Origin of the sequence: Streptomyces sp. NPDC101776 (genome assembly GCF_044766845.1) — a bacterium.
Lineage (GTDB): Bacteria > Actinomycetota > Actinomycetes > Streptomycetales > Streptomycetaceae > Streptomyces.
The window spans coordinates 757,803-779,196 of sequence record NZ_JBIWMV010000001.1 but is presented as its reverse complement, the minus strand read 5'-3'; the positions used below and the strand labels follow the sequence as shown (position 1 = coordinate 779,196).

18 protein-coding genes and 1 tRNA gene are annotated in these 21,394 nt (G+C 70.8%); 13 read left to right on the top strand and 6 right to left on the bottom strand.

What is annotated here, in order from left to right; translation table 11 throughout:
- Nucleotides 1-70 precede the first annotated feature (70 nt).
- Both ACIRRY_RS03385 and ACIRRY_RS03380 read right to left on the bottom strand, forming a co-directional pair.
- On the bottom strand, nt 71-3,190 hold the full coding sequence (locus tag ACIRRY_RS03385) for a discoidin domain-containing protein (RefSeq protein ID WP_403967386.1): 3,120 nt from the start codon (nt 3,188-3,190) through the stop codon (nt 71-73).
- A gap of 571 nt (nt 3,191-3,761) precedes the next feature.
- Nucleotides 3,762-3,835 (bottom strand) — tRNA-Pro (locus ACIRRY_RS03380).
- A 99-nt stretch (nt 3,836-3,934) separates the two neighbouring features.
- Between ACIRRY_RS03380 and ACIRRY_RS03375 the strand changes: the two genes are divergently transcribed.
- The 4 genes from ACIRRY_RS03375 to ACIRRY_RS03360 all read left to right on the top strand — a co-directional run bounded on the left by ACIRRY_RS03375 (nt 3,935) and on the right by ACIRRY_RS03360 (nt 8,016).
- Nucleotides 3,935-4,468 (top strand): DUF309 domain-containing protein, encoded by a 534-nt coding sequence (locus ACIRRY_RS03375; RefSeq protein WP_403967384.1) that lies wholly within the window; start codon nt 3,935-3,937, stop codon nt 4,466-4,468.
- Nucleotides 4,469-4,566: 98 nt separating this feature from the next.
- Complete coding sequence (gene cobF, locus ACIRRY_RS03370) at nt 4,567-5,340, top strand: precorrin-6A synthase (deacetylating) (RefSeq protein WP_403967382.1); 774 nt, start codon at nt 4,567-4,569, stop codon at nt 5,338-5,340.
- A gap of 69 nt (nt 5,341-5,409) precedes the next feature.
- Nucleotides 5,410-7,491 (top strand): MDR family MFS transporter, encoded by a 2,082-nt coding sequence (locus tag ACIRRY_RS03365; RefSeq protein WP_403967380.1) that lies wholly within the window; start codon nt 5,410-5,412, stop codon nt 7,489-7,491.
- A gap of 60 nt (nt 7,492-7,551) precedes the next feature.
- Nucleotides 7,552-8,016, top strand: a complete 465-nt coding sequence (locus ACIRRY_RS03360; RefSeq protein ID WP_403967378.1) for a hypothetical protein — start codon at nt 7,552-7,554, stop codon at nt 8,014-8,016.
- Here ACIRRY_RS03360 and ACIRRY_RS03355 read toward each other — a convergent pair.
- Both ACIRRY_RS03355 and ACIRRY_RS03350 read right to left on the bottom strand, forming a co-directional pair.
- A complete protein-coding gene (locus ACIRRY_RS03355; RefSeq protein WP_403967376.1) occupies nt 8,000-8,770 on the bottom strand; it encodes a cobalt-precorrin-6A reductase in 771 nt (256 codons plus the stop codon). The genes ACIRRY_RS03360 and ACIRRY_RS03355 overlap by 17 nt on opposite strands.
- A 56-nt stretch (nt 8,771-8,826) precedes the next feature.
- Entirely contained in the window at nt 8,827-9,612 is a 786-nt protein-coding gene (locus tag ACIRRY_RS03350; protein WP_403967374.1) for a sulfite exporter TauE/SafE family protein, read from the bottom strand.
- Between the two features lie 130 nt (nt 9,613-9,742).
- Here ACIRRY_RS03350 and ACIRRY_RS03345 point away from each other — a divergent pair, with 130 nt between their 5' ends.
- Together ACIRRY_RS03345 and ACIRRY_RS03340 are read left to right on the top strand one after the other, a co-directional pair.
- Nucleotides 9,743-10,567, top strand: a complete 825-nt coding sequence (locus ACIRRY_RS03345) for a lysophospholipase (RefSeq protein WP_403967373.1) — start codon at nt 9,743-9,745, stop codon at nt 10,565-10,567.
- Between the two features lie 91 nt (nt 10,568-10,658).
- Nucleotides 10,659-11,471, top strand: a complete 813-nt coding sequence (locus ACIRRY_RS03340) for an SAM-dependent methyltransferase (RefSeq protein ID WP_403967371.1) — start codon at nt 10,659-10,661, stop codon at nt 11,469-11,471.
- Between the two features lie 33 nt (nt 11,472-11,504).
- Here ACIRRY_RS03340 and ACIRRY_RS03335 read toward each other — a convergent pair whose 3' ends face one another.
- Nucleotides 11,505-12,680: a sensor histidine kinase gene (locus ACIRRY_RS03335; RefSeq protein ID WP_403967369.1), complete on the bottom strand. Its 1,176-nt coding sequence runs from the start codon at nt 12,678-12,680 to the stop codon at nt 11,505-11,507.
- A 153-nt stretch (nt 12,681-12,833) separates the two neighbouring features.
- Here ACIRRY_RS03335 and ACIRRY_RS03330 point away from each other — a divergent pair, with 153 nt between their 5' ends.
- The 4 genes from ACIRRY_RS03330 to ACIRRY_RS03315 are packed head-to-tail and all read left to right on the top strand — an operon-like array spanning nt 12,834 to nt 16,633.
- Nucleotides 12,834-13,208, top strand: coding sequence for a DUF4333 domain-containing protein (locus ACIRRY_RS03330; RefSeq protein WP_403967367.1), 375 nt, complete (start codon nt 12,834-12,836; stop codon nt 13,206-13,208).
- Nucleotides 13,205-13,888 (top strand): ABC transporter ATP-binding protein, encoded by a 684-nt coding sequence (locus ACIRRY_RS03325; protein ID WP_403967365.1) that lies wholly within the window; start codon nt 13,205-13,207, stop codon nt 13,886-13,888. The genes ACIRRY_RS03330 and ACIRRY_RS03325 overlap by 4 nt, the downstream gene beginning before the upstream one ends.
- A 16-nt stretch (nt 13,889-13,904) precedes the next feature.
- Nucleotides 13,905-15,902 (top strand): FtsX-like permease family protein, encoded by a 1,998-nt coding sequence (locus tag ACIRRY_RS03320; RefSeq protein ID WP_403967364.1) that lies wholly within the window; start codon nt 13,905-13,907, stop codon nt 15,900-15,902.
- Nucleotides 15,903-15,940: 38 nt separating this feature from the next.
- A complete protein-coding gene (locus ACIRRY_RS03315; RefSeq protein WP_403967362.1) occupies nt 15,941-16,633 on the top strand; it encodes a response regulator transcription factor in 693 nt (230 codons plus the stop codon).
- A 4-nt stretch (nt 16,634-16,637) separates the two neighbouring features.
- On the opposite strand, the gene ACIRRY_RS03310 is transcribed toward ACIRRY_RS03315, so the two are convergent.
- Complete coding sequence (locus ACIRRY_RS03310; RefSeq protein ID WP_403967360.1) at nt 16,638-17,141, bottom strand: MarR family winged helix-turn-helix transcriptional regulator; 504 nt, start codon at nt 17,139-17,141, stop codon at nt 16,638-16,640.
- 251 nt (nt 17,142-17,392) lie between these two features.
- Here ACIRRY_RS03310 and ACIRRY_RS03305 point away from each other — a divergent pair, with 251 nt between their 5' ends.
- The 3 genes from ACIRRY_RS03305 to ACIRRY_RS03295 all read left to right on the top strand — a co-directional run bounded on the left by ACIRRY_RS03305 (nt 17,393) and on the right by ACIRRY_RS03295 (nt 21,304).
- A complete protein-coding gene (locus tag ACIRRY_RS03305; RefSeq protein WP_403968338.1) occupies nt 17,393-18,430 on the top strand; it encodes a zinc-binding dehydrogenase in 1,038 nt (345 codons plus the stop codon).
- Between the two features lie 81 nt (nt 18,431-18,511).
- The gene (locus ACIRRY_RS03300) at nt 18,512-19,729 is read left to right on the top strand and encodes a sensor histidine kinase (RefSeq protein ID WP_403967358.1); all 1,218 of its coding nucleotides are present in this window, start codon (nt 18,512-18,514) and stop codon (nt 19,727-19,729) included.
- Nucleotides 19,730-19,822: 93 nt separating this feature from the next.
- On the top strand, nt 19,823-21,304 hold the full coding sequence (locus tag ACIRRY_RS03295) for an MFS transporter (protein ID WP_403967356.1): 1,482 nt from the start codon (nt 19,823-19,825) through the stop codon (nt 21,302-21,304).
- Nucleotides 21,305-21,394 lie beyond the last annotated feature (90 nt).

Genomic DNA, 21,394 nt, shown 5'->3' with positions numbered 1-21,394 from the left:
ATCTCAATTACTCGCGGACATGACAGCGCCGCCGGACGGAGTGTCCGGCGGCACCGTGGGGCGGGTGGGGTCAGGCGGCCCAGATCTGGAAGTCGGAGACCTGGCCCGCGGGCCACCCGTTGTTGGCGGTGACGGTGACGCGGTAGTAGCGCTGCGCGGTGGCGGGGAAGGTGAGCGTGACGGTGTTCTTGGTGTTCGGGTCGAAGGCGTAGGCGGCCGAGGACTTCAGGGTGGTGAAGGTGGTGCCGTCGGTGCTGCCGCCGAGGGTCAGGGTCTGGGTGCGGGCGCCCCACGCGGCGGGCAGTTGCAGCACCACACGGGAGGCACTGTGGGCCGCGCCCAGATCGACCTGGACCCACTGCGGGAACGTGTTGTTGGCGCTCTCCCAGTAGGAACCCTGGTTGCCGTCCGTCACGTTCGACGACGGGTACACGTCGGTGTGGCTGGACTCGCTGGTGGGCTTGCCGGCGGCGAGGTTCGTGCCGGCGTCTGCGGTGCCGGTGCCCGAAAGGGCCACTGTGGTAGGGCTGTTGGACTGGTTGCCGGTCAGGGCGAGGGTGGCGGTGCGGGTGCCTAAGGCGGTGGGGGTGAAGGTGACAGCGACCATGCAGTGCGCGCCGGCCGCCAGGGACGCGCCGCAGGTGTCGGTCTGCGCGAAGTCACCGTCGGCGGTGATTCCGGTGAACGAGGCAGTGGCGGTACCGGAGTTGGTGACGGTGACGGTCTGTGCGGCGCTGGTCGTGTTCACCGTCTGGTCGGCGAAGGCGAGCGAGCCGGGGGATGCGGTGAGGGCGGCTTGCGGTGAGCCGCCGCTCCCCACCGCGAAGTCGAGGTGGTTGATGTTCCAGCCGCCGCTGTCCTGATGGAGCGTCAGAACCTGTCGGCCTGCCGGCAATGTCACGTGGGTGGTCGCGGTGCCCCAGGTCTGCCAGTCACCGGTGGCGGGCAGGTCGACGGCTCCGGTGAGGTTCGTACCGGAGGCGTCCGACAGGTGCAGCGCGCCCGGCGCCGCGGACGGGGCGGCGATGCGCAGGTCGAGGGTGTAGGTGTCGGCCGTGGCGACGTCGACCGTGTAGCGGAACCACTGTCCGGCGCCGGTCCAGCCCAGGTTGTAACCGCCGCTTGTGTCGGAGGTGTTGTCCAGGTCCACGCCGTCGGGGCGGTAGGAGTTGGCGTTGCCGTTGACGGAGGTGACGTTGTACGCGATCCCCTGGCCGCCGGTGTCGTAGTTCTCCGCCTGCACCGTGCCGGGCACGGCGGCCGGGGTGCCGCCGTAGGGGCCCTCGGGTGCGGGCGGCGGCCAGTGGTTGTCGCTCAACGTGGCTGTGAAACCGGTGGAGTTGTTGACGTAGGCCGAGGTGCCGGGGGCAAGTCCGGTGACCGTGTTGCCGGTGATCGTCGCGGAGCCGGTGGGCGCGGGGTAGAAGGGTGGCGAGATCGAAATGCCGTTGCGGCCGGGGCTGTTGACGGTGTTGTCCTGGAGCAGGGTGCCTGTCGAGGTGGAGAAGGCGATCCCGTCGTAGAGGGAGTCGGTGACGGTGTTGCCGGTGACTGTGACCTTGTCGACGGTCCCGGCGTTCTGTCCGTCGCCACCGTTGCCGATGTGCAGGGCGGGCTGGCCCTGGCTGTAGGCGTTGCCTCCGGAGCGGACCACGGTGTTGCCGGTCACGGTCGCGGAGAGAAGGTCGCTGCCGTTGACGCCGAAGCGTCCGGCGCCCAGACCGATGTAACGGGCCGTGTCGCTGATGTAGTTGTCCTCGACCAGGTGGCCGCTGCCGCCGTAGATGCCGACGCCCTTGCCACCCCAGGGTGCGATCGAGGTGTTGTGGCTGACGGTGACGTCCGTCATCGGGTGGTAGAAGGTCTGGGAACCGTCGCCGTTGGTGTTGTAGTTCACCGAGTTGACGGCGATCGCGTCGTCGCCGGTGCCGCGCACGAAGTTGTCGCTGACGGTCAGGTTGTTGCCGGTGTCGGCGCCCAGCGAGACGTTGTTGACGTTGATCCCGTCCGCCCAGATCGACGTCAGCCTGCTGTTCCGCACCGTGCCGCCCGTGCCGGATACCCAGAAGCCCGACATGGTGTGCTGGGTCCAGATGCCGTCGGCGAGCCAGTTCGTGCCGGTGGTGTCCATCGCGCCGCCGTCCCCGCCGATGGTGCTCCGGCTGACGGCGTTGGCGTCGATGTGGAAGTCACGCACCGTGCAGGACGTCAGGTCGAACAGGGCTGCCAGGGGTGTGCTGTTGGGGACCGGGACGTCACGGTAGATCGTGCTGTACCAGAGGCCGGCGCCGGCGATGGTGATGCCCTGCGCGTTCAGTCCCGCGGTGCCTTTCACGTAGAAGGTGCCCTGGGGAATCCAGAGGACCTTCCCCTCTGACTGTGCCTGGTCGATGCAGGTCTGGATGGCGGCCCGGCTGTCCACCGACTGGCTGTCGGCCGCGCCGTTGGTGGGGGTGTTGTCCGCCACGGCACCGCAACTCGCAATGGAGATCGAGTCGTTGGGCTGTGTCTTCGGCGCCGGCGGGTTCTCCACGTCGACGGAGTCCACGTCGTAGAAGGACGCGCTGTTGTCGGAGTCCTTGCGCAGCGAGAACGCGGCACCCGCCGGGATCGGGGCCCCCGTGACGAAGGTGTGCGACTCGTCCCAGAAGACCCTGGGGTCGCCGTCGGCCGGGTTCTGGTCGTCGCTCGTGTTGTAGTTGCCGTTGCCTTCGTAGACCCAGGTCTGCTTGGAGTTGAGATTCAGGGCCTGCCGGAACGCCCCGTCGACGTAGAGGTTCAGTGTTCCGGTGACACCACCGCCGGACGCCGAATCGGGAATGCTCGCGCGGATGTTGAGGAAGGAGATCGGCTGCCCGGTGGTGTTCGTCCACTGCACCGACTGGCCCGTGCCGTCCAGGTGGACGTAGGAGTGACCCGACGCCTCCAGGGCAGCGCTGGAGTACTGCGTCGTCGGCGCCGAGGTCAGCGACCGGACGGCCGCGCCTCCGCCCGGGGTTCCGCCTTCGGCCTCGTAGACGGAGAAAGGCGTCGTCGCGCCCACCGCCGCGCTCGCGGCCACCTGTGGCTTCTGCGCCTTGGCCGGCGGCGCCTCCTGTAGGGCGGCGGCCGGTAAAACGGACACGCACAGCGCACCGACGGCGGCGACGACTGCTACCGCCAGTCTCCGGGGTCTGGGGATCGGCAGCATCTGATGCTCCTTCAGGGAGTGGGGGGGGAACCGGCGCCCCGACCGTACAGAGCCCTCATCTACGCCGCTAGATTCCGACGAAGTAAAGAATGAATTGCGCAAGACATTGCAAGTTTCTTGCCCAGACCTGCAAATATTCGATACACCGGCTCCCGGGCCCGACGGTGCGTCGCCTCCGTCGTCCTCACCACGTCCAGCAGGCATGCTCAGGGCGGCGGCGTGGGTGCGGTCGATGACCTAGCGGGAGGGGTCGGTGGACTCCGGCTGCGGGTCGTACTCGCACATGCCCAGACTGACCAGGCTGACCAGCCAGTCGGCTCCTCCACAGGGAGGCCGCTCGAAGACGAGCCGCTGGAGCGTGAGTCGTGGACGGAAGACTTTCTGCGGCCCTGCCGAGAACCCGCCGGTCTTTCGATGTGCGAAGCCGTGCTCAGCGAACGAGCTGTACAGCCCGCCTTGACCGAGTCAACGTGGGCTCCGGCCGCGTTCAAGCGGAGCCGGTCCCCGGAAATGACCAAAGGGCCACTCCAGAACCTGTCTGAAATGGCCCCTGACCTGCGACTTCGAAAAGTCGGGACGACAGGATTTGAACCTGCGACCCCTTGACCCCCAGTCAAGTGCGCTACCAAGCTGCGCCACGTCCCGATGCGCTGCCCACGGATAACCGTGTGATCGCGCGAACAGCACTTTACCCCACATCAGGGGGTGCGCCGAAGCCGGTGCCGGGCGCGGGACAATCGTCGTATGGGCGACACAACCGCAGGTGCGACCTCGGACGGTACGGCCGGCGCGCGGGACCGGGACGGCGAGGGGCGGGCGCGCAATGCCCGGCCGCGGGACGGGCTCGGGCGGCCGCTGCCCTACGACGCGGACGGCGTGGCACGGCAGCCCGAGGGGGTCGTGCGCCCGCCGGAGGAGACCGTCGTCGAGGCGCAGGCACTGCTCGACGACGGGAAACCGTTCCACGCGCACGAGGTCTTCGAGGACGCCTGGAAGTCGGGGCCTGACGAGGAGCGCGGCCTGTGGCGCGGGCTCGCCCAGCTCGCGGTGGGGCTCACCCACGCGGCCCGGGGCAACATCACCGGCGGGGCCCGGCTGCTGCGGCGCGGGGCCGGGGGCGTCGAGGAGTGGGCGTCCCGGTCGGGTCGGGAGCGGCCGTACGGGATGGATCTCACGGGGGTCGCCGCCTGGGCACGGGAGCTCGCGGACGACGTGGAGCGGGGCGGCGGGAGCATCGACGCGCGGGCTCGGGCGCCTCGGCTGCGGGGGACGCCGTAGTCGGGCCTTTTCGCGGGACGCCGTAGCCGGGCCGGTGCGGTGCGGTGCGGTGCGGTGCGGTGTACGGACTGTCAGTGGCGTGGGGCAGACTCGGGGGCGTGCGAAAGATTCATGTCATCGGTATCGGCGCGGGCGACCCCGAGCAGCTCACCCTCCAGGCGGTCAGGGTGCTGCGGAGCACGGACGTGTTCTTCCTCCTCGACAAGGGCGAGGTGAAGTCGGACCTCACCGGGCTCCGCCGGGACATGCTGGACGCGCACCTACCGGAGGGGACGTACCGCCTGGTCGAGGCGCGCGACCCGGAGCGGGACCGGAAGGCGGGAGGCGCCGCGTACTCTCCGGCGGTCGGCGACTGGCGCAGCGCCCGTGCGGACATCTACGAGCGGCTCATCGTCGAGGAGTTGGGCGAGGAGGAGAGCGGTGCGTTCCTGGTGTGGGGGGATCCCTCGCTGTACGACAGCACGCTCGGCATCCTGGAGGAGATCCTGGAGCGGGGCGCGGTGACCTTCGAGTACGACGTCGTGCCCGGCATCAGCAGTGTCTCGGCGCTCGTCGCCCGACATCGCACGGGGCTCAACCGGGTGGCCGGGCCGGTGCAGATCACCACGGGACGGCGGTTGTCCGAGGGGTTCCCGGAGGGCGTGGACGACGTGGTCGTGATGCTCGACGCGCGGCAGACCTTCCGGCAGTACGCGGATCAGGACATCGACATCTACTGGGGTGCCTACATCGGCACCCGGGACGAGATCCTCGCCTCCGGTCCGATAGCCGAGGCCGCCCCGCGCATCGAGCGGCTGCGCGCGGAGGCCCGGGAGCGCAAGGGCTGGATCATGGACACGTATCTGCTGCGCCGGCACCCGGCAGTGGAATAACGCGCGAACAAGCACCCGAGCGGACCCGCCCACTGTGCAGGGAGGGTCCACCGGTGTGAAGGTGACCTCGTGACAGTCGCCGAGGAAACCTCGCTGCCTTCCGCGCAGCAGCCCCCCGTGCTGGACCCTCGCCGCCGCAACGTCGTCTTCGTGACGATCATGCTGGGCATGCTGCTCGCGGCCCTCGACCAGACCATCGTGGGTACGGCCCTGCCGACGATCGTGTCGGACCTGGGCGGTGCCGCGCACATGTCGTGGGTGGTCACCGCCTATCTGCTGGCGGAGACCGTGGCGACCGTGCTGGTCGGCAAGTTCGGTGACCTGTTCGGCCGCAAGGTGGTCTTCCAGGTCTCGGCGATCGTGTTCATCACGGGCTCGTTCCTGTGCGGTCTCGCCACCAACATGACACTGCTGATCGCCTGGCGCGCGGTGCAGGGCATCGGCGCGGGCGGTCTGATGGTGACGGCGATGGCGCTGATCGCCGACGTCATCCCGCTGCGGGAACGCGGCAAGTACCAGGGCGCGATCGGCGCGGTGTTCGGGGTGGCCACGGTCATCGGACCGCTGCTGGGCGGCCTGTTCACGGACCATCTGACCTGGCACTGGGCGTTCTACGTCAACGTGCCCATCGCGATCGTCGTCGTCATCGCGGCGGCCCGTACCATCCCCGTGGTCAAGTCGGCGGTGCGGCCCGTCATCGACTACCTGGGCATCGCGCTCGTCGCGGTGGGCGCGAGCTCGCTGATCCTGGCGACGAGTTGGGGCGGCAACCAGTACGCGTGGGGTTCGGCGACCATCATCGTCCTGTTCGTGGGCGGCACGATCGCGCTCGGCCTGTTCTGCTGGGTCGAGACCCGGGCCGCCCAACCCATGCTGCCCATGCGGCTGTTCGGCAACCCGGTGTTCGCGGTCTGCTCGATCCTCAGCTTCATCGTCGGCTTCGCGATGCTCGGCGCGCTGACGTATCTGCCGACCTATCTCCAGTACGTCGACGGCGACTCGGCCACGGTCTCGGGTGTGCGGACGCTGCCCATGGTGATGGGACTGCTGATCGCGTCCGTCTTCAGCGGCAACGTGGTCAGCAAGACGGGCCAGTACCGCATCTTCCCGATCATCGGCTCCGCGGTGATGGGCGTCGGGCTGTATCTGATGTCCCTCATGGGTCCGGGCACCGGCGCGTTCCTGGAATCGGTGTACATGTTCGTGCTCGGCACCGGCATCGGGCTGTGCATGCAGGTGCTGACGATCGCCGTGCAGAACACCGTCGAGTACACCGACCTCGGCACCGCGACCTCCGGCGTCACCTTCTTCCGTACGCTGGGCAGTTCGTTCGGTACGGCCGTCTTCGGCACGATCTACGCCAACAGCCTGGGCCCCAACCTCGAGGACGGGATCGCGTCTGCCGCGAGGACGAGCGCGCTGAACCCGGCCGTGATCACCAAGGCGGCGACCAGCCCCGAGGGCCTGCACAAACTGCCGCACGCCGCCGCGGCGCCGATCATCAACGCGTACGCCGACACCATTCAGACGGTGTTCCGATGGACGGTCCCGGTCGCGGTGATCGGCTTCATCGTGGCCCTGTTCCTCAAGCAGGTAGAGCTGCGCGACAGCGCGCGGATGGGCTCCACCGACATGGGCGAGGGCTTCGCGTCACCGCGCGGCGCGGACTCGCAACGGCTCCTCGAAGCGGCCGTGGGCAAGGTCATCGGCAGCACGGACCTGGACACGGCCCGGCGGATCATCACGGACTCCGACACCCGGCTGGACATCGCCGGCGCCTGGGCCGTGATGCAGGTCGAGCTGTTCGGCCGGATGGTCGGCCATGCGAGCCTCGGTATGATCGCCGCACGTCGGCACATGCCCCCGGAGGTGCTCCTCCCGGTCTTCGACCGCATGGTGCAGGAGGGCTATCTGACCCGCACCGGCTCTCTCCTGTCCCACACCGTGCCGGGCGAACGCGAGGCCGAGATCATCGGCAGGGCATGGGGCAACTGGCTGGAGGAGCGGGTCCAGCAGGACATCGGCCGCCCCTCCGGAGCGGATCTGCGCGCCGCGGTCGACGCCATCGCCAAGCGGCTCCTGGTGGAGGACCTCAGCAGCGGACTGCCGCGCCGCCCGGCCGAGTTGGAGGGGAGCACCGCCTCCTCCTGAAGACCCCGGTGCCCTGAAAACCGGGTGCCGGGCGAGCGGGCCGGTGGTCATACTCACGGCATGTCCCCGACGCCCGTGCGCTTCCACGACCCGCGCGTCATCCGCGCCGACTTCGCGTCGTCGATGCTCGTGCGCTGCCCGCGCTGCGAGCGGATCGCCCACTTCGAGCGGCGCCCGTGCACCACTCCGGACGACGACGGCAAGAGGTACCCGCACACCCGCCTGGTCTGCCGGTCCTGCGGCCTGTGCCGGATCAACACGGGCCCCTCTCTGTGCTCCCGGCCGCCCCTCTGGCTGCAAACCGGCACCAGACACGGGGAATTGTGGGCGTACAACCTCCAACACCTGGACCTGATCAGGCGGTTCGTCGCCGCCGATCTGCGCGAACGCGCGCCCTGGTACGACACCGGGCAGAAGATGACGCTGGTGGCCCGGCTCCCGGCCTGGATGAAGAGCGCCAAGAACCGGCACGAGGTACTGCGCGCGGTGGACCGGCTCCGGGCCACGGTCATCGCCCCGGGCTGAGCCCCAGCCACCCCAGCCGTTCCAACCGCTCCAGCACCCCGGCGACATCGGGCACCGCGCTCACCCCGTCCGGCAACGGCGGCCGTCGTACGACCACGACCGGGACGCCCGCCTCCCGCGCGGCCGTGAGTTTGGCCGAGGTCGCCGCTCCCCCGCTGTCCTTCGTCACGACGACGTCGATCCGGTGCTCGCGCAGCAGCGCCGTCTCATCGGCCAGGGTGAAGGGTCCGCGGGCCGGCAGCACCTCGACATCCGGCGGCATCGGGGGCTCGGGCGGCTCCACCGACCGTACGACGAAGTGCAGTTGGGGCAGGTGGGCGAAGGCGGCGAGGCCGAGGCGGCCGGTGGTGAGCAGGACGCGGCGCCCGAGTCCGGGGAGCGCCTCGGCGGCCTCGGCCAGGTCCGCGACCGGATGCCAGTGGTCACCGGGGCCCGGCCGCCAGCCCGGCCGGCGCAGCACTACGACGGGCAGGCCGCGCGCCGCCGAGGCCCACACCGCGTTCGCGGTGATCGACTCCGCGAAGGGGTGGGTGGCGTCGACGACGGCGTCCACGCGGTGCTCCCGCAGCCACTCGGCCAGCCCCTCGGCTCCGCCGAACCCGCCGATCCGTACCTCCCCGGCCAGTGCCCCCGGCCGTGACACCCGCCCGGCGAGGGAGGTGGTCACCCGGACCTCGGGACGCCGCCGCGTCAGCTCGGCGGCGAGTTCACGTGCCTCGGTGGTGCCGCCGAGGATCAGGATGTGCGGGGACATGGGGCGAGCGTACGAGGTCACGGGACCGAGGCGTCCGGGGAATGTCGGCGCCGGCGTCAGCGGAGCAGGAGCTGGAGTCCGCCGATGATCGTCGCCGCGATCACGAGTTGCTCGAACAATCGCTGGTTGATTCGGTTCACGGCCCATTTGCCGATGAACGCACCGGGCACGACGAATGCCGCGAGTGCCGCGTCAAGCAGGAGGGAGTGCCCGTCGATCAGGCCGAGGCCCACGCTGAAGGGCACCTTGGTCACGTTGACGATCAGGAAGAAGAACGCCGAGGTGCCGAGGAAGCCCAGCTTCCGGAAGCCGGCGGAGAGCAGGTACATCGACATCACCGGGCCGCCCGCGTTGGCGACCATCGTGGTGAACCCGCCGAGCACACCGTACGAGCCCGCCTTCGCCCGGCCGGACCTCGTGGTGACGGAGTCCGGCTCGTCACCGGCCCCGGCCTCCGTGTCCGCCTTGCGCCGGCGCCACAGGGTGACCCCGGCCATGAACAGCAGGATCGCCCCGATCGAGGTCCGTACGACCGTGTCGTCGGCCCACACCAGGAACAGCGTCCCGATCACGACCCCCGCCGCGACCGCCGGGAACAGCCGCCACAGCGTGGGCCAGTGGGCGTGCCGCCGGTAGGTGAGGACGGCGAGGACGTCGCCGACGATCAGGATCGGGAGCAGCACGCCGGTGGAGGCGCGGGCGGGCAGGACGGCCGCGAAGATCGCCAGGCTGACCGTGTTGGCCCCGCTCACGGCGGTCTTCGAGAAGCCGACGAGCAGGGCCGCGGCGGCGAGCGCGGCGAATTCCCAGCCGGATATGTGCCAGAGAGTCATCGTGTTCATGCGAGGACCGATGGTATGTCCATACATCTGGTCGCGTAAGGAGTGTCTCGCCAGGTGGCCCCTGCCGCTCGCCCGCCTGGGAAGATCCCCGGGACCAGGACCTTCCCGACACGGCACCACCGGAGGGCACATGGCCGACACCCGCGAGCACCTCCTCAAGGGCACCCGGGGCACCATCACCGCACACGAGTGGCCGCACGAGCAGCCGCGCCTCATCGCCCTCGTCGCGCACGGATACGGCGAACACATGGGCCGGTACGCCGAGTTGGCCGCCGTACTGCGGACGCACGACGCAGCCGTCCTCGGTCCCGATCATCAGGGTCACGGCAGGTCGGCCGGTGAGCGGGTGCTGATCGAGGACTTCGAGGACGTGGTCGCGGACCTGCACGCCGTCGCCGAGCTGGCGGGTGCCACGTATCCGGGTGTCCCCCTCGTCCTGATCGGCCACTCCATGGGCGGCCTGATCGCGTCCCGTTTCGCCCAGCGCCACGGCGCGGAGCTGACCGCGCTCGTGCTGTCCGGCCCGGTGATCGGCGGCTGGGAGCTGCCGGGCCGGCTGCTCGCCCTCGACGAGATCCCCGACCTCCCGATCAGCCCGGCCGCGCTCTCCCGCGACCCCGGTGTCGGTGCGGCGTACGCGGCGGATCCGCTGGTCTGGCACGGTCCGATGAAGCGGCCGACGGTGGAGGCCTTCGCCGAGACCCTGGGGACCGTCGCCGAGTCGGGCGACATCGGCGGGCTTCCGCTGCTCTGGCTGCACGGCGCCGACGACCGGCTCGTCCCGCTCGCCGGCAGCCGGGTCGGCGTGGAGCGGTTGAGCGGCGGCGAGTCGAGCGAGCGCGTGTATCCGGGCGCCCGGCACGAGGTGTTCCACGAGACGAACCGGGCCGAGGTCTTCGCGGACCTGATCCGTTTCCTGGACGGGGTGGTGAACGGCACCACCCGGTCGGCATGACCGTGCCAAACTTCTCGCACGGCCCGCGCGGATCGTCGTAAACGAGCCCGCGAGGCCCGTCGTAGCGCGCAGTCGAGCAGACGAGCGTCGTGTGACCGGGACAGAGCCGGCCGTCCAGCGGATCGACACATCGAAGCCGCATCCGGCGCGGGTGTACGACTGGTTCCTCGGCGGCAAGGACAACTACCCGGTCGACGAGCAACTCGGCAGGCACATCACGGCACTTGACCCGGGCGCCCCGCGGACCGCGCGCGCCAACCGCTGGTTCATGCAGCGGGCGACGCGGATGCTCGTCGGGCAGTCGGGCATCCGCCAGTTCCTGGACGTCGGCACCGGCATACCGACCGCGCCCAACCTCCACCAGATCGCCCAGTCCACCGCGCCGGACGCGCGGATCGTGTACGTCGACAACGACCCGATCGTCCTCGCCCACGCGGCGGCGCTGCTGCGCGGTACCCCCGAGGGTGCGACGGAGTACATCCAGGCCGACGCCCGCGAACCGCTCACCATCCTCCAACAGGCCGCCCGCGTCCTGGACTTCGACCGTCCGATCGCGCTGTCCCTCATCGCCCTGCTGCACTTCGTCCCGGACGAGGACGGCGCCCGCGAGCTGGTGAGCACCCTCATCGACGCGCTGGCGCCGGGCAGTTGCCTCGTGCTGTCCGCGATGACGGCCGACCTCGAACCGGAGAAGGTGGAGCGCGGCATCGCCGCCTACGCGGCGGGCGGGGTGACGCTGGTCGCCCGCACACACGCCGAAGTGAGCAGCATCTTCAAGGGACTTGAGCCGATGGACCCCGGCATCGTGTCCGTCTCCGAGTGGCATCCCGAACTCGCGGAGGGCGAGACGCCGCTCGGCGAGGGACCCATCTCCTTGTACGGCGGGGTCGGCTTCAAGGTCTGACGAGGCACCCGGGTTCCCACCGACTCCGGCCCCTCAGAACCGCCCCACCGGAAACACCGCCCGTACCTCCCACCCGCACCCCGCCCCCGCCCCCTCGCGCGGACCGGCCCGGAGTTCACCGCCGAGCGCCGTCACCCGTTCCGTGAGACCGACGAGGCCGAAGCCTCCGCCGTGTGCGGCGGCCGGGAGCTGGGTGCCGCCGTGGCCGTCGTCGGTGACCGTGACCTCCAGGCGGCGGCCGGTGCGGCGCAGCCCCACGGTGACCTCGGCGGCGTCGGACGCGTGGCGTCGTACGTTCGTCAGGGCTTCCTGTACGACCCGGAAGGCGGCGGCCTGCACCTCGTGCGGGAGGTCGTCGGGCAGGGTGGGGTCGCGGCGGAGGGTGACCTTCTGGGCGGGGCTCGCGAAACCGTCGACGAGTTCCGCGACGGCCGCCAGGTCACCGACCGGGCGGCGGTCGGCCGCGTCCGGTCCGGCGTCGCGCAGGACGCCGACCGTGCGGCGCATGGAGGCCAGGGCCTCGGTCGAGGCGCGTTCGATGGCGGCGAGGACCGGGTCGAGGTCTTCCGGCCGGGTGGTCGCCATCATGCGGGCCACCTGGGTCTGCACGAGGATCCCGGTGACGTGGTGGGCGACGAAGTCGTGCAGGTCGGCGGCGATGGCGAGGCGTTCCGCGCGCCGGGTCTCGGTGACGGCGACGGTACGGCGGTAGTCGAGCGAGCGCAGATAGCCGGCCAGCCCGGCGGTACTGCCGAGCAGCACCAGCCCCAGTGCGGTGACGAGCAGCAGGTTCTCGTCGGTGACCGAGTGGAAGTAGCGCGCCGGCAGGGCGAGCAGCGCGAGACCGTCCAGGACTCCGCACGCCACGGCCCAGCGCTGCGGACAGTGCCGTACGGCGATGAAGGTCAGGGTGAGCAGGATCATGATCTCGCCGGGGCCGAACAGCTCCGACCGCCCGGCGAGGTTCGCGCCCGCGCTGTACGCGAGCGAGAGGGCGGCGGGCACGGCGGTGCGCACCTGCGGGGTGAACCACGGCGGGCGTCGGGCGACCGGCCACAGAACGGCGGCCAGACCGGTGAGGAGCACCACGACCGCCGGCCAGGTCGGATGACCGGTGGAGGCCGTGAAGCTCAGGTCGTAGACGGTGAACCCGAGCAGGGCGCCCACGGCGAGCCCCCGTGCGCAGCCCCGGCCGGTGACGGATCTCATGCTGGTCACGGTATGCGAGGCCCGGTGGGACGGGATCGGCCGAACGGTCGAGCGGGCGTGCCGCGAACCCTGGCCGTTCGGCCGAGGCGGGCGCGGGTCCGGGCTGGCGAGAGTGGGACCACTTCCTCCTCTCCGACCCTTCAGGAGTACGTGATGCAGTCCACCAGGTTCGTCATCGGGGTGATCGGCGGCGCGGCGGCCGCGGTCGCCCTCGGGGCGCTCGGCACCCATCTGCTCTCCGGCACGCAGTCCACCACCGAACTCGACGCGCACAGCACGGTGACGGTCGACGGCCACAAGGCGCTGTCGGCGGACATCGTCGCGGGCCGGGCGCAGAGCAGGTACCACCCGCTGCCCTGGGTCGGCGACAAGGTCTCCGGCGTGAGCTGCCCCACCGGTCTGAAGGCCGTCGCCGGCGCGACCGTCACCTGCACGGGCCGCAGGAGCGACGGTTCGACCGTCGACATCCCGGTCCGTGTGGTCAAGGCGTCGGCCGATTCCGTCACGTGGAAGTTCGACCGCTCATGAGCACGGTCCTGGCCGGTGTCGGCCTCACCAAGAAGTACGGCTCCACGACGGCTCTGGCGGGCGTGGACGTGGCGGTCGGTGCCCGCGACTCGCTCGCGATCATGGGCCCGTCGGGTTCCGGCAAGTCGACGCTGCTGCACACGCTCGCCGGAATCATCCGCCCGGACGGCGGCGAGGTGCTGCTGCAAGGCGAGCGCATCGACGACCTCGGCGAGAACCGGCTCAGCGCCCTGCGCCGCAAGCGCTTCGGATTCGTCTTCCAGTCCGGCCAGTTGCTCCCCGAACTGCCCGCCGAGGAGAACGTCGCCCTCCCGCTGATGCTGGAGGGGCTGCCCCGCGCGCAGGCGGTGGAGCGCGCCCGGCGCTGGTTCGCGCCGCTCGGTCTGGACGGTCTGGAGCGGCGCCGCCCCGGCCAGTTGTCCGGCGGGCAGGCCCAACGGGTCGCCATCGCCCGCGCGTTGGCCGTGGCGCCGGACGTGGTCTTCGCCGACGAGCCGACCGGCGCCCTGGACCAGGCGACCAGCACGGAGGTCGTCCGGCTGCTGACGTCGGTGACCCGCGAACAGGGTGCCGCCCTGGTGATGGTCACGCACGACGCCGACATGGCCGCCCACTGCGACCGGATCCTCCAGGTCCGCGACGGCCGCATCACCAACTACACCCAGTTCACCGCCAGTTGAGCCTCCGGAGCCCTCGATGCGTTCCCCCGTCCTGCCCCTGACCTGGCACCTCGCGAAATCGTCCGGCCGCCGCGGCTGGCAGAGCCAACTCCTCGCCGCCGCAGCGGCGGCAGTCGGCTCCCTCGTCCTCCTCACCCTGCTCGCCGCCTACTTCGGCGCGGGCGCCCGCGCCGACCGCACCGCCTGGCGCACCCCGGAAGCGGACCGCCACGGCACCGCGATCCAGGCCCTCACCACGACCTACGTCCGCGACGAACCGATCACGGTCGTCTCCCTCGCCCAACTCCCCGGCCGCAGACCGACACCCGCCCCACCCGGCCTGAACACCTTCCCGAAACAGGGCGAGTTGTACGTCTCCCCCGCCCTCGCCAAGCTCCTCCACGACCTCCCTTCCTCCCAACTCGCCGCCCGTTTCCCGAAGTCGACGTCCTACGGCACGATCGGCGCCGCCGGACTCGCCTCGCCCGATGAGCTCGTGGCCGTCGTCGGCCGGGCGCCCACGGACCCGGCGGTCTCCAAGTCGGCCGGAAGGTACGGCATTTACGACCAGGGGCTGACCGAGCGCGCGGTGGTCTCCGGGTTCTCGGGCACCGGGAGCAGCGTGTTCACCGTCGACGACCAGTCCGCGGTCCTGCTCGGTGTGGGTCTCCTGGTCGTCCCCGTGATCGTGCTGGCCTCGGCGGCCGGACGGCTCGGTGCGGCCCGCCGGGAACAGCGGCTGGCCGCGCTGCGCCTCGCCGGTGCGACGCCCCGGCAGATCCTCGCGATGACCGGCGTGGAGGCGGCGGCGGTGGGTGCGGCCGGTGCCCTGACGGGTGCGGTGGCCTACGGCGCGCTGCTGCCCGCGCTCGCCAACATCCCGTACGGCATCGGCACTTGGTACACGGGGCAGTTGTGGGTGGGGCTGCCGTGGGTGGCGGCGGTCGTGGTGGGCGTGGCCGCGCTGATCGCCGTGAGCGCGATGTCGATGCTGCGCCGGGTGGCGTCCGCGCCGCTCGGGGTCGCCCAGCAGTCCGATCCCCGCCGCACCCGGCTGATCCGGCTCGTCCTGTTCGTGGCGGTGCTGGTCTGCGTCCGGGTGAGCACGGACGGCGGCACCCTGAAGCCGGAAACGCTGGTCGCGCTGATGGTGCTGTTCTACGGCGGCTTCTGGATGTTCGGTCCGTGGGTCGTGGACCGGCTGGGCCGGATCGCGGGCCGCTTCGCCCGCCGCCCGGCGACCCTGCTGGCAGCGCGCCGGCTCAGCGACGATCCGCGCGGGGCCTGGCGGACGGTGAGCGGTCTGGTGCTGGCCGGGTTCGTCGCCGGCTTCTTCACCGTCGGACAGCTCGGCATCGTCGGCTTCGACCAGCGGGGCCAGGTCGCCGTACCCCTGGCGAGCGCGTCCGCCACCCGGCACGCGATCGGTGAGGCCCGCACACTGCTGCGCTCGGCCGGCGTCGAGGCGACCGTCGGCACGGCCGACGACGACTTCCTGCTCGGCGGCAGCGACGGCCTGGTCGTGCGGGTCTCCGGCGGACCGGCCGCCGTCGACACGGCCGTCACCGCCCTCCGGCCGCTCGGCCCGGGCCGACTCCCGTACACCGGCGCCTACGCACAGGCACAGGACACCGCCATCACCGACCGCCTCGCCCAACTCGGCACCGCCACACTGGCGTTGAGCTTCCTCGTGGCCACGGCCTCGGCGGGCCTGACCGCCGCCGCGAACGTCCTCGACCGGCGTCGTACATACGGCCTGCTCCGGCTGTCCGGCACCCCGCTGAAGGTGCTGGACCGGGCCAGGGTCCGCGAGACGGTCCTCCCCCTGCTCGTCCTGGCCGGCGGCACCACCGCGACGGGCCTGTACGCCGCCGTCCAGGTCGACAAGGCGGTGGGCAGCACGATCAGCACCTCCGGCGCCGTACAACTGGCCGTCTGCGTAAGCCTCGGCGCCCTCGCCCTGTTCGCCGCGATCGGCGCGAGCCGCCCGCTGCTACGAGCGGTCACCGCGGACCCGTCCCGGGCGACGGACTGACACCGGCCATCACCTTCCCGCTGAGGCATGATCGATCCATGACCGTCCCCGCCCCGCCCATCCGTGTACTGATCGCCGACGACCAGGAGATGGTCCGTACCGGTTTCCGGTTCTTCCTGGACGCGCAGCCCGACATCACCGTGGTCGCCGAGGCCGCCGACGGCGAGGAGGCCGTGGAGCTGGCCCGGCGGGAGCGGCCCGATGTCTGTCTGCTGGACATCCGGATGCCGAAGCTGGACGGCCTGGCGGCGACGCGCTTGCTGGCGGGGCCGGATGTGGTCGATCCGCTGCGGGTGGTCGTGGTGACGACCTTCGACCTGGACGAGTACGTGTACGGCGCGCTGCGCGGCGGCGCGTGCGGGTTCCTGCTGAAGGACTCGGGGCCGACGCTGCTGGCGGAGGCGGTCCGGGCGGCGGCGGCCGGTGACTCGCTGGTCTCGCCGTCGGTCACCGTCCGCCTGCTCAAGCACCTCACCACCGCGACGGCCGAGACGCCCAGGGCGGCCCCGCCCGCACCCGTTCTGCGCGAGCCGCTCACCGACCGGGAGGCCGATGTCGTCCGGCTGGTCGCTCTGGGCCGCACCAACGCCGAGATCGCCGCCGAGCTGTATGTCTCGCTGTCCACGGTGAAGACGCATCTCTCCAGCGTCCAGCTGAAGCTCGGCGCGCGGAACCGCGTCGAGATCGCGGCCTGGGCCTGGCAGCACGGTCAGGTGCGGCCGGGTTCGTGAGGTGTCAGGCAGTCGTACCGACGTCCACGGCCGCCTCCGCGTGGGTGACGAAGTCGTCGACCAGCCGGTGGAAGAGGGCCGCGAGCTGCCGTAGATCCTCGGAGGACCAGTGGATCAGCGCCATCTCGATGCCGCGGCGGCTCGCCTCGCGGACGCGGTTGACGGCGGCCAGGCCGCTGTCGGTGAGCTGGACGCGCTGGGCGCGGCCGTCGTCGGGGTCCGGGATCCGGACCACATGGCCGAGCTGCTCCAACTGCCTTAGCTGGCGCGTGACATGGGAGGCCTCGACCGACATCCGGACGGCCAGTACGCCGGGGCGCAGGGGCTCGCTCTCGGCGATGTACCGGAGGATCGCCACGGCGGCCCGGTCCAGCGGCAGCCCGGCCAGCGCCATCAGACGCTCGTGCTGCCGGGCCCGCCCCGCCAGGTAGGCGATACGGGTGAGGACCCGCTCGATCTCGGCTACGTCCTCCGGAACGGGCGCTGTCACGGGTGGCGATGTGGACATGCGTCCACCGTAACAGCTACTTGCCTGAGTTAAGCAAGGTCGAAACGATTGCTTGACTTAAGTAACGCATTTATGGTTGCCTAACTCAAGCAAGTCAAGAGCTGGGGCCACCTGAGCGGAGGTGTCCCCGTCGCGCCGTACGCCGTGGGGACGGAGTATGGCGCCGTCACCGGTCCCGGCGGTCGGAGCACTCCCCCCGTCCACCGTCGGGGCCGGTGACACCCCTCACGCACATGAAAGCGAGCTCCCTCATGGCCACGATGAAGTCCGTCCAGACCGGTGCCGTCGACAAGATCGACGTGGTGGACGTCGAGCGTCCGGTGCCCGGCCCGAAGGACGCCCTCATGAAGATCCGCGCCTGCGGGATCTGCGGCACCGACACCTTCTTCCTGCACATCGGCGGCGGCCCCTTCGGAGCGGGCGGCGCCATGGTCCCGGTCCCCCTCGGCCATGAGCCGGCCGGTGAGATCGTCGAGGTCGGCGCGGAGGTCGAGGGCCTGAAGACCGGGGACCGCGTGGTCGTCAACCCGCAGGGCGCGCCCTCCGGGATCATCGGCTGCGGCGGCAAGCACGGCGCCATGAGCGACTACCTCCTGCTGGAGGACTGCGAGATCGGCAAGAGCGTCACCGTCTTCCCCGACACTGTGCCCTTCGACGTCGCCGCGCTCAACGAGCCGATGGCGGTGGCCCGGCACGCCGTCAACCGTTCGGAGGCGAAGCCGGGTGACAAGGTCGTCATCTTCGGTGCCGGACCCATCGGTCTGGGCGCGGCCATCTGGCTGAAGCTGCGCGGCGTCGAGCACGTCGTCGTCGCGGACGTCATCGCCTCCCGTCTGGAGACCGCGCTCGCCGTCGGCGCGGACGCCGTGATCAACTCCGCCGAGGAGGACGTCACCGCCCGGCTGACCGAGCTGCACGGGCAGGCCGCCAACGCGCTGGGCCAGCCCCGCCCCGGCACCGACATCTACATCGACGCCGCCGGTGTCGCCGCGGTCGTCAACACCACGGTCGACTCCGCGAAGTGGGGCGCCAAGCTGGTGATGGTCGCCGTACAGAAGAAGGGCGCCGACATCGACCTCGGCGGGATGCTGCGCAGCGAGCTGACACTGATCGCCTCGCAGGGCTACCCCACCGAGATCTTCGAGGTCACGCGGGAGATCGTCGAACACCACGAGCGGTTCGCCAAGCTGATCAGTCACCGGGTGCCCTTCGGCGAGGTCGAGCACGCCTTCGAGCTCGCGCTGACGCCGGGCGCGGCGGAGAAGATCGTCGTCACCTTCGACGAGTAGCCGCGACCGCGTGCCGGTTCCCGCCGTCGGTGGCGGGAACCGGTGGACGGCCGGCCGTCCCGGACAGGAACCCCCCACGTCATGATCCACAGCCTGCGGCGGCTGCTGCGCTGCCGTCCCCGTACCGTCGACCTGCTGATCGCCGCCGCGCTCTGCGTCTGCTCGTTCCCGGGCAGCATGCTGACGCTCCCGGGCCACGGCCTCGAAGTCCCTTGGTGGCCGGGCGTGTTGGTCACGGGCGTCTCGTCCCTCGCCCTGCTGTGGCGGCGCACCCTGCCGCGCACCACCGTGGTCGTCACCCTCTGCGGTGCCATCACCGTGGCCGCGCTCGGCTACATCCTCACGGTCCTGGTGATCGGACCGCTGATGCTCGCGCTCTACACCCTGGCCCGGCTCTCCGACCGGACCACCGCGAACCTCTTCACCGTCTGCGGCATCGTCCTGCTGGTCGGCACCGGCCTGATCGTGGGACCCGACACCGAACCGCTGGTCCTGAAGCTGCTCGGCCCGGCCTTCTGGCTGCTGCTGCCGACCTCCCTCGGCACCACGACCCGGCTCCGCGCGGCCTACCTGGAGGCGGTGCGGGCCCGCGCCGAACACGCGGAACAGACCCGGGAGAAGGAGGCACGGCACCGTGTCACCGAAGAACGCATGCGGATCGCCCGCGACCTCCACGACGTCGTCGCCCATCACCTCGTCCTGGCCAATCTCCAGGCCGGCACGGTCGTACGGCTGATGCGCAGCCGACCCGAGGAGGCCGAGCGGATCGCCGGCGAACTCGCGGGCACCACCCTGTCGGCCGTACGCGAACTCAAGGCCACCGTCGGCCTGTTGCGCCACGCCGACGACTCGGAGACACCCGCGGGGCCCGCCCCCGGACTGGCCCAACTCGCCGGGCTGGCCGCCTCGTTCGAGCCCGCGGGGCTGTCCGTCACCGTCAACACCGAAGGCAGGCCGCAGCCGTTGTCCGCCGGCGTCGACCTCACGGCGTACCGCATCGTGCAGGAAGCGCTCACCAACGTGACCAAGCACGCGGGCACCGGCTCGGCGGAGGTGCGGCTCAGCTACTCGCACGACCGGCTGGGCATCACCGTCACCGACCACGGCGGTACGGCGCCGCCCCCCTCCCCCACTCCGGCCGACGGCTACGGCGTCATCGGCATGCGCGAGCGCGCGCTGTCCGCCGGGGGGCGGCTGCGGGCGGGGCACCGGCCACAGGGCGGCTTCGAGGTGGTCACCGAACTGCCGCTGCTCGTTCACCACCAGGATCAGACTCACGACCAGAATGCACTTGCTTAACTCAATCAATTTCATTATGGTTGAGTAAGTCAAGCAACCCCAGTACGGCCCGTTCCCCTTCCAGCACCGCCCGTTCCCCATGGAGGCACTGCCATGTCCGACGCTCTTGCCCGACCCGCCGAAGCGGGTTCCTCCGCTCCGCCGAGGTCGAACGCCGTCGTCGCGGTGCTGGCCCTCGCCGGGATCGTCGTCTCGCTCATGCAGACCCTGGTCATCCCGATCATCCCGGAGCTGCCGAAGTACCTGAACGCCTCCGCGTCGAACACGGCGTGGGCGGTCACCGCCACCCTGCTGGCCGCCGCCGTGGCCACCCCGGTCGTCGGCCGCCTCGGCGACATGTTCGGCAAGCGCCGGATGCTGCTGACCAGCATCGTCCTGCTGGTCTCCGGTTCGATCGTCTGCGCCCTGTCCGACTCGCTGGTCCCGATGGTCATCGGCCGCGCGCTCCAGGGCCTGGCCGCCGCGGTCGTCCCGCTCGGCATCAGCATCATGCGGGACGTGCTGCCCAGCGACCGGCTGGCCGGCTCCACCGCCCTGATGAGCGCCTCGCTCGGTGTCGGCGGCGCCCTGGGTCTGCCCTCGGCCGCCTTCATCGCCGACCACTACAACTGGCACCTCCTCTTCTGGGTCTCCGCCGTCCTCGGCGCCGTCTCCTTCCTGCTGGTCCTGCTGATCGTGCCCGAGTCCAAGGTCCGCACCGGCGGACGCTTCGACCTGGTCGGCGCGCTCGGACTCTCCGCCGGACTGATCTCCCTGCTGCTCGCCATCTCCAAGGGCTCCGACTGGGGCTGGACCAGCGCGACGACCCTGATCCTCGGCATCGCCGCCGTCACGATCCTGCTCTCCTGGGGCTGGTACGAGCTGCGCAGCTCGCAGCCCCTGGTCGACCTGCGGACGACCGCCAAGCCGCAGGTGCTGTTCACCAACCTGGCCTCGATCGCCCTCGGCTTCTCGATGTTCGCGATGTCCCTGGTCCTCCCCCAGCTGCTGCAACTGCCCACGCAGACCGGTTACGGCCTGGGCAAGTCGATGCTGATGGTCGGTCTGGTGCTCGCTCCGCAGGGCCTGGTCATGATGGCCATGTCCGCCGTGTCCGCGGGTGTCACCAAGGCCAAGGGTCCGAAGGTCACCCTGATGATCGGCGCGCTCATCGTGTCCTCCGGCTACGCGCTGAACATCCTGCTGATGTCCGAGGTCTGGCACCTGATCCTGGTGTCCTGCATCATCGGTGCCGGTGTCGGCTTCACCTACGGCGCCCTGCCCGCCCTGATCATGGGCGCGGTCGACCCGTCCCAGACCGGCGCGGCGAACAGCCTCAACACCCTGATGCGGTCCCTGGGCACCTCCTTCGCCAGCGCCATCGCCGGTGTGATCCTCGCCCAGATGACCACCGACTTCGGCGGCGCCGCCCTCCCCTCGGAGAACGGCTTCAAGGTGGTCATGGCGATCGGTGCCGGTGCCGCGCTGCTGGCCTTCTTCCTCGCGAGCCTGATTCCCAAGGCCCGCAAGGCAGTTGAAGCACCGGCCGACGAGGAGCCGACCCCGGTCTCCGAGGTCGCCGAGGCCAAGGCCTGAGGCATCCTGGCCATCGAGCACACGGCGGTCGCCGTCCCGCGCGCTGCGGGACGGCGACCGCCCTCGGCATACCACGCGCCCCATGTTTCC

Coding starts and splice junctions, on each gene's coding strand:
- ACIRRY_RS03385 (WP_403967386.1), bottom strand. CDS start 3,190: ATGCTGCCGATCCCCAGACCCCGGAGACTGGCGGTAGCAGTCGTCGCC.
- ACIRRY_RS03375 (WP_403967384.1), top strand. CDS start 3,935: ATGGGCGACACAACCGCAGGTGCGACCTCGGACGGTACGGCCGGCGCG.
- ACIRRY_RS03360 (WP_403967378.1), top strand. CDS start 7,552: ATGTCCCCGACGCCCGTGCGCTTCCACGACCCGCGCGTCATCCGCGCC.
- ACIRRY_RS03355 (WP_403967376.1), bottom strand. CDS start 8,770: ATGTCCCCGCACATCCTGATCCTCGGCGGCACCACCGAGGCACGTGAA.
- ACIRRY_RS03350 (WP_403967374.1), bottom strand. CDS start 9,612: ATGAACACGATGACTCTCTGGCACATATCCGGCTGGGAATTCGCCGCG.
- ACIRRY_RS03345 (WP_403967373.1), top strand. CDS start 9,743: ATGGCCGACACCCGCGAGCACCTCCTCAAGGGCACCCGGGGCACCATC.
- ACIRRY_RS03335 (WP_403967369.1), bottom strand. CDS start 12,680: ATGAGATCCGTCACCGGCCGGGGCTGCGCACGGGGGCTCGCCGTGGGC.
- ACIRRY_RS03330 (WP_403967367.1), top strand. CDS start 12,834: ATGCAGTCCACCAGGTTCGTCATCGGGGTGATCGGCGGCGCGGCGGCC.
- ACIRRY_RS03325 (WP_403967365.1), top strand. CDS start 13,205: ATGAGCACGGTCCTGGCCGGTGTCGGCCTCACCAAGAAGTACGGCTCC.
- ACIRRY_RS03320 (WP_403967364.1), top strand. CDS start 13,905: ATGCGTTCCCCCGTCCTGCCCCTGACCTGGCACCTCGCGAAATCGTCC.
- ACIRRY_RS03315 (WP_403967362.1), top strand. CDS start 15,941: ATGACCGTCCCCGCCCCGCCCATCCGTGTACTGATCGCCGACGACCAG.
- ACIRRY_RS03310 (WP_403967360.1), bottom strand. CDS start 17,141: ATGTCCACATCGCCACCCGTGACAGCGCCCGTTCCGGAGGACGTAGCC.
- ACIRRY_RS03305 (WP_403968338.1), top strand. CDS start 17,393: ATGGCCACGATGAAGTCCGTCCAGACCGGTGCCGTCGACAAGATCGAC.
- ACIRRY_RS03300 (WP_403967358.1), top strand. CDS start 18,512: ATGATCCACAGCCTGCGGCGGCTGCTGCGCTGCCGTCCCCGTACCGTC.
- ACIRRY_RS03295 (WP_403967356.1), top strand. CDS start 19,823: ATGTCCGACGCTCTTGCCCGACCCGCCGAAGCGGGTTCCTCCGCTCCG.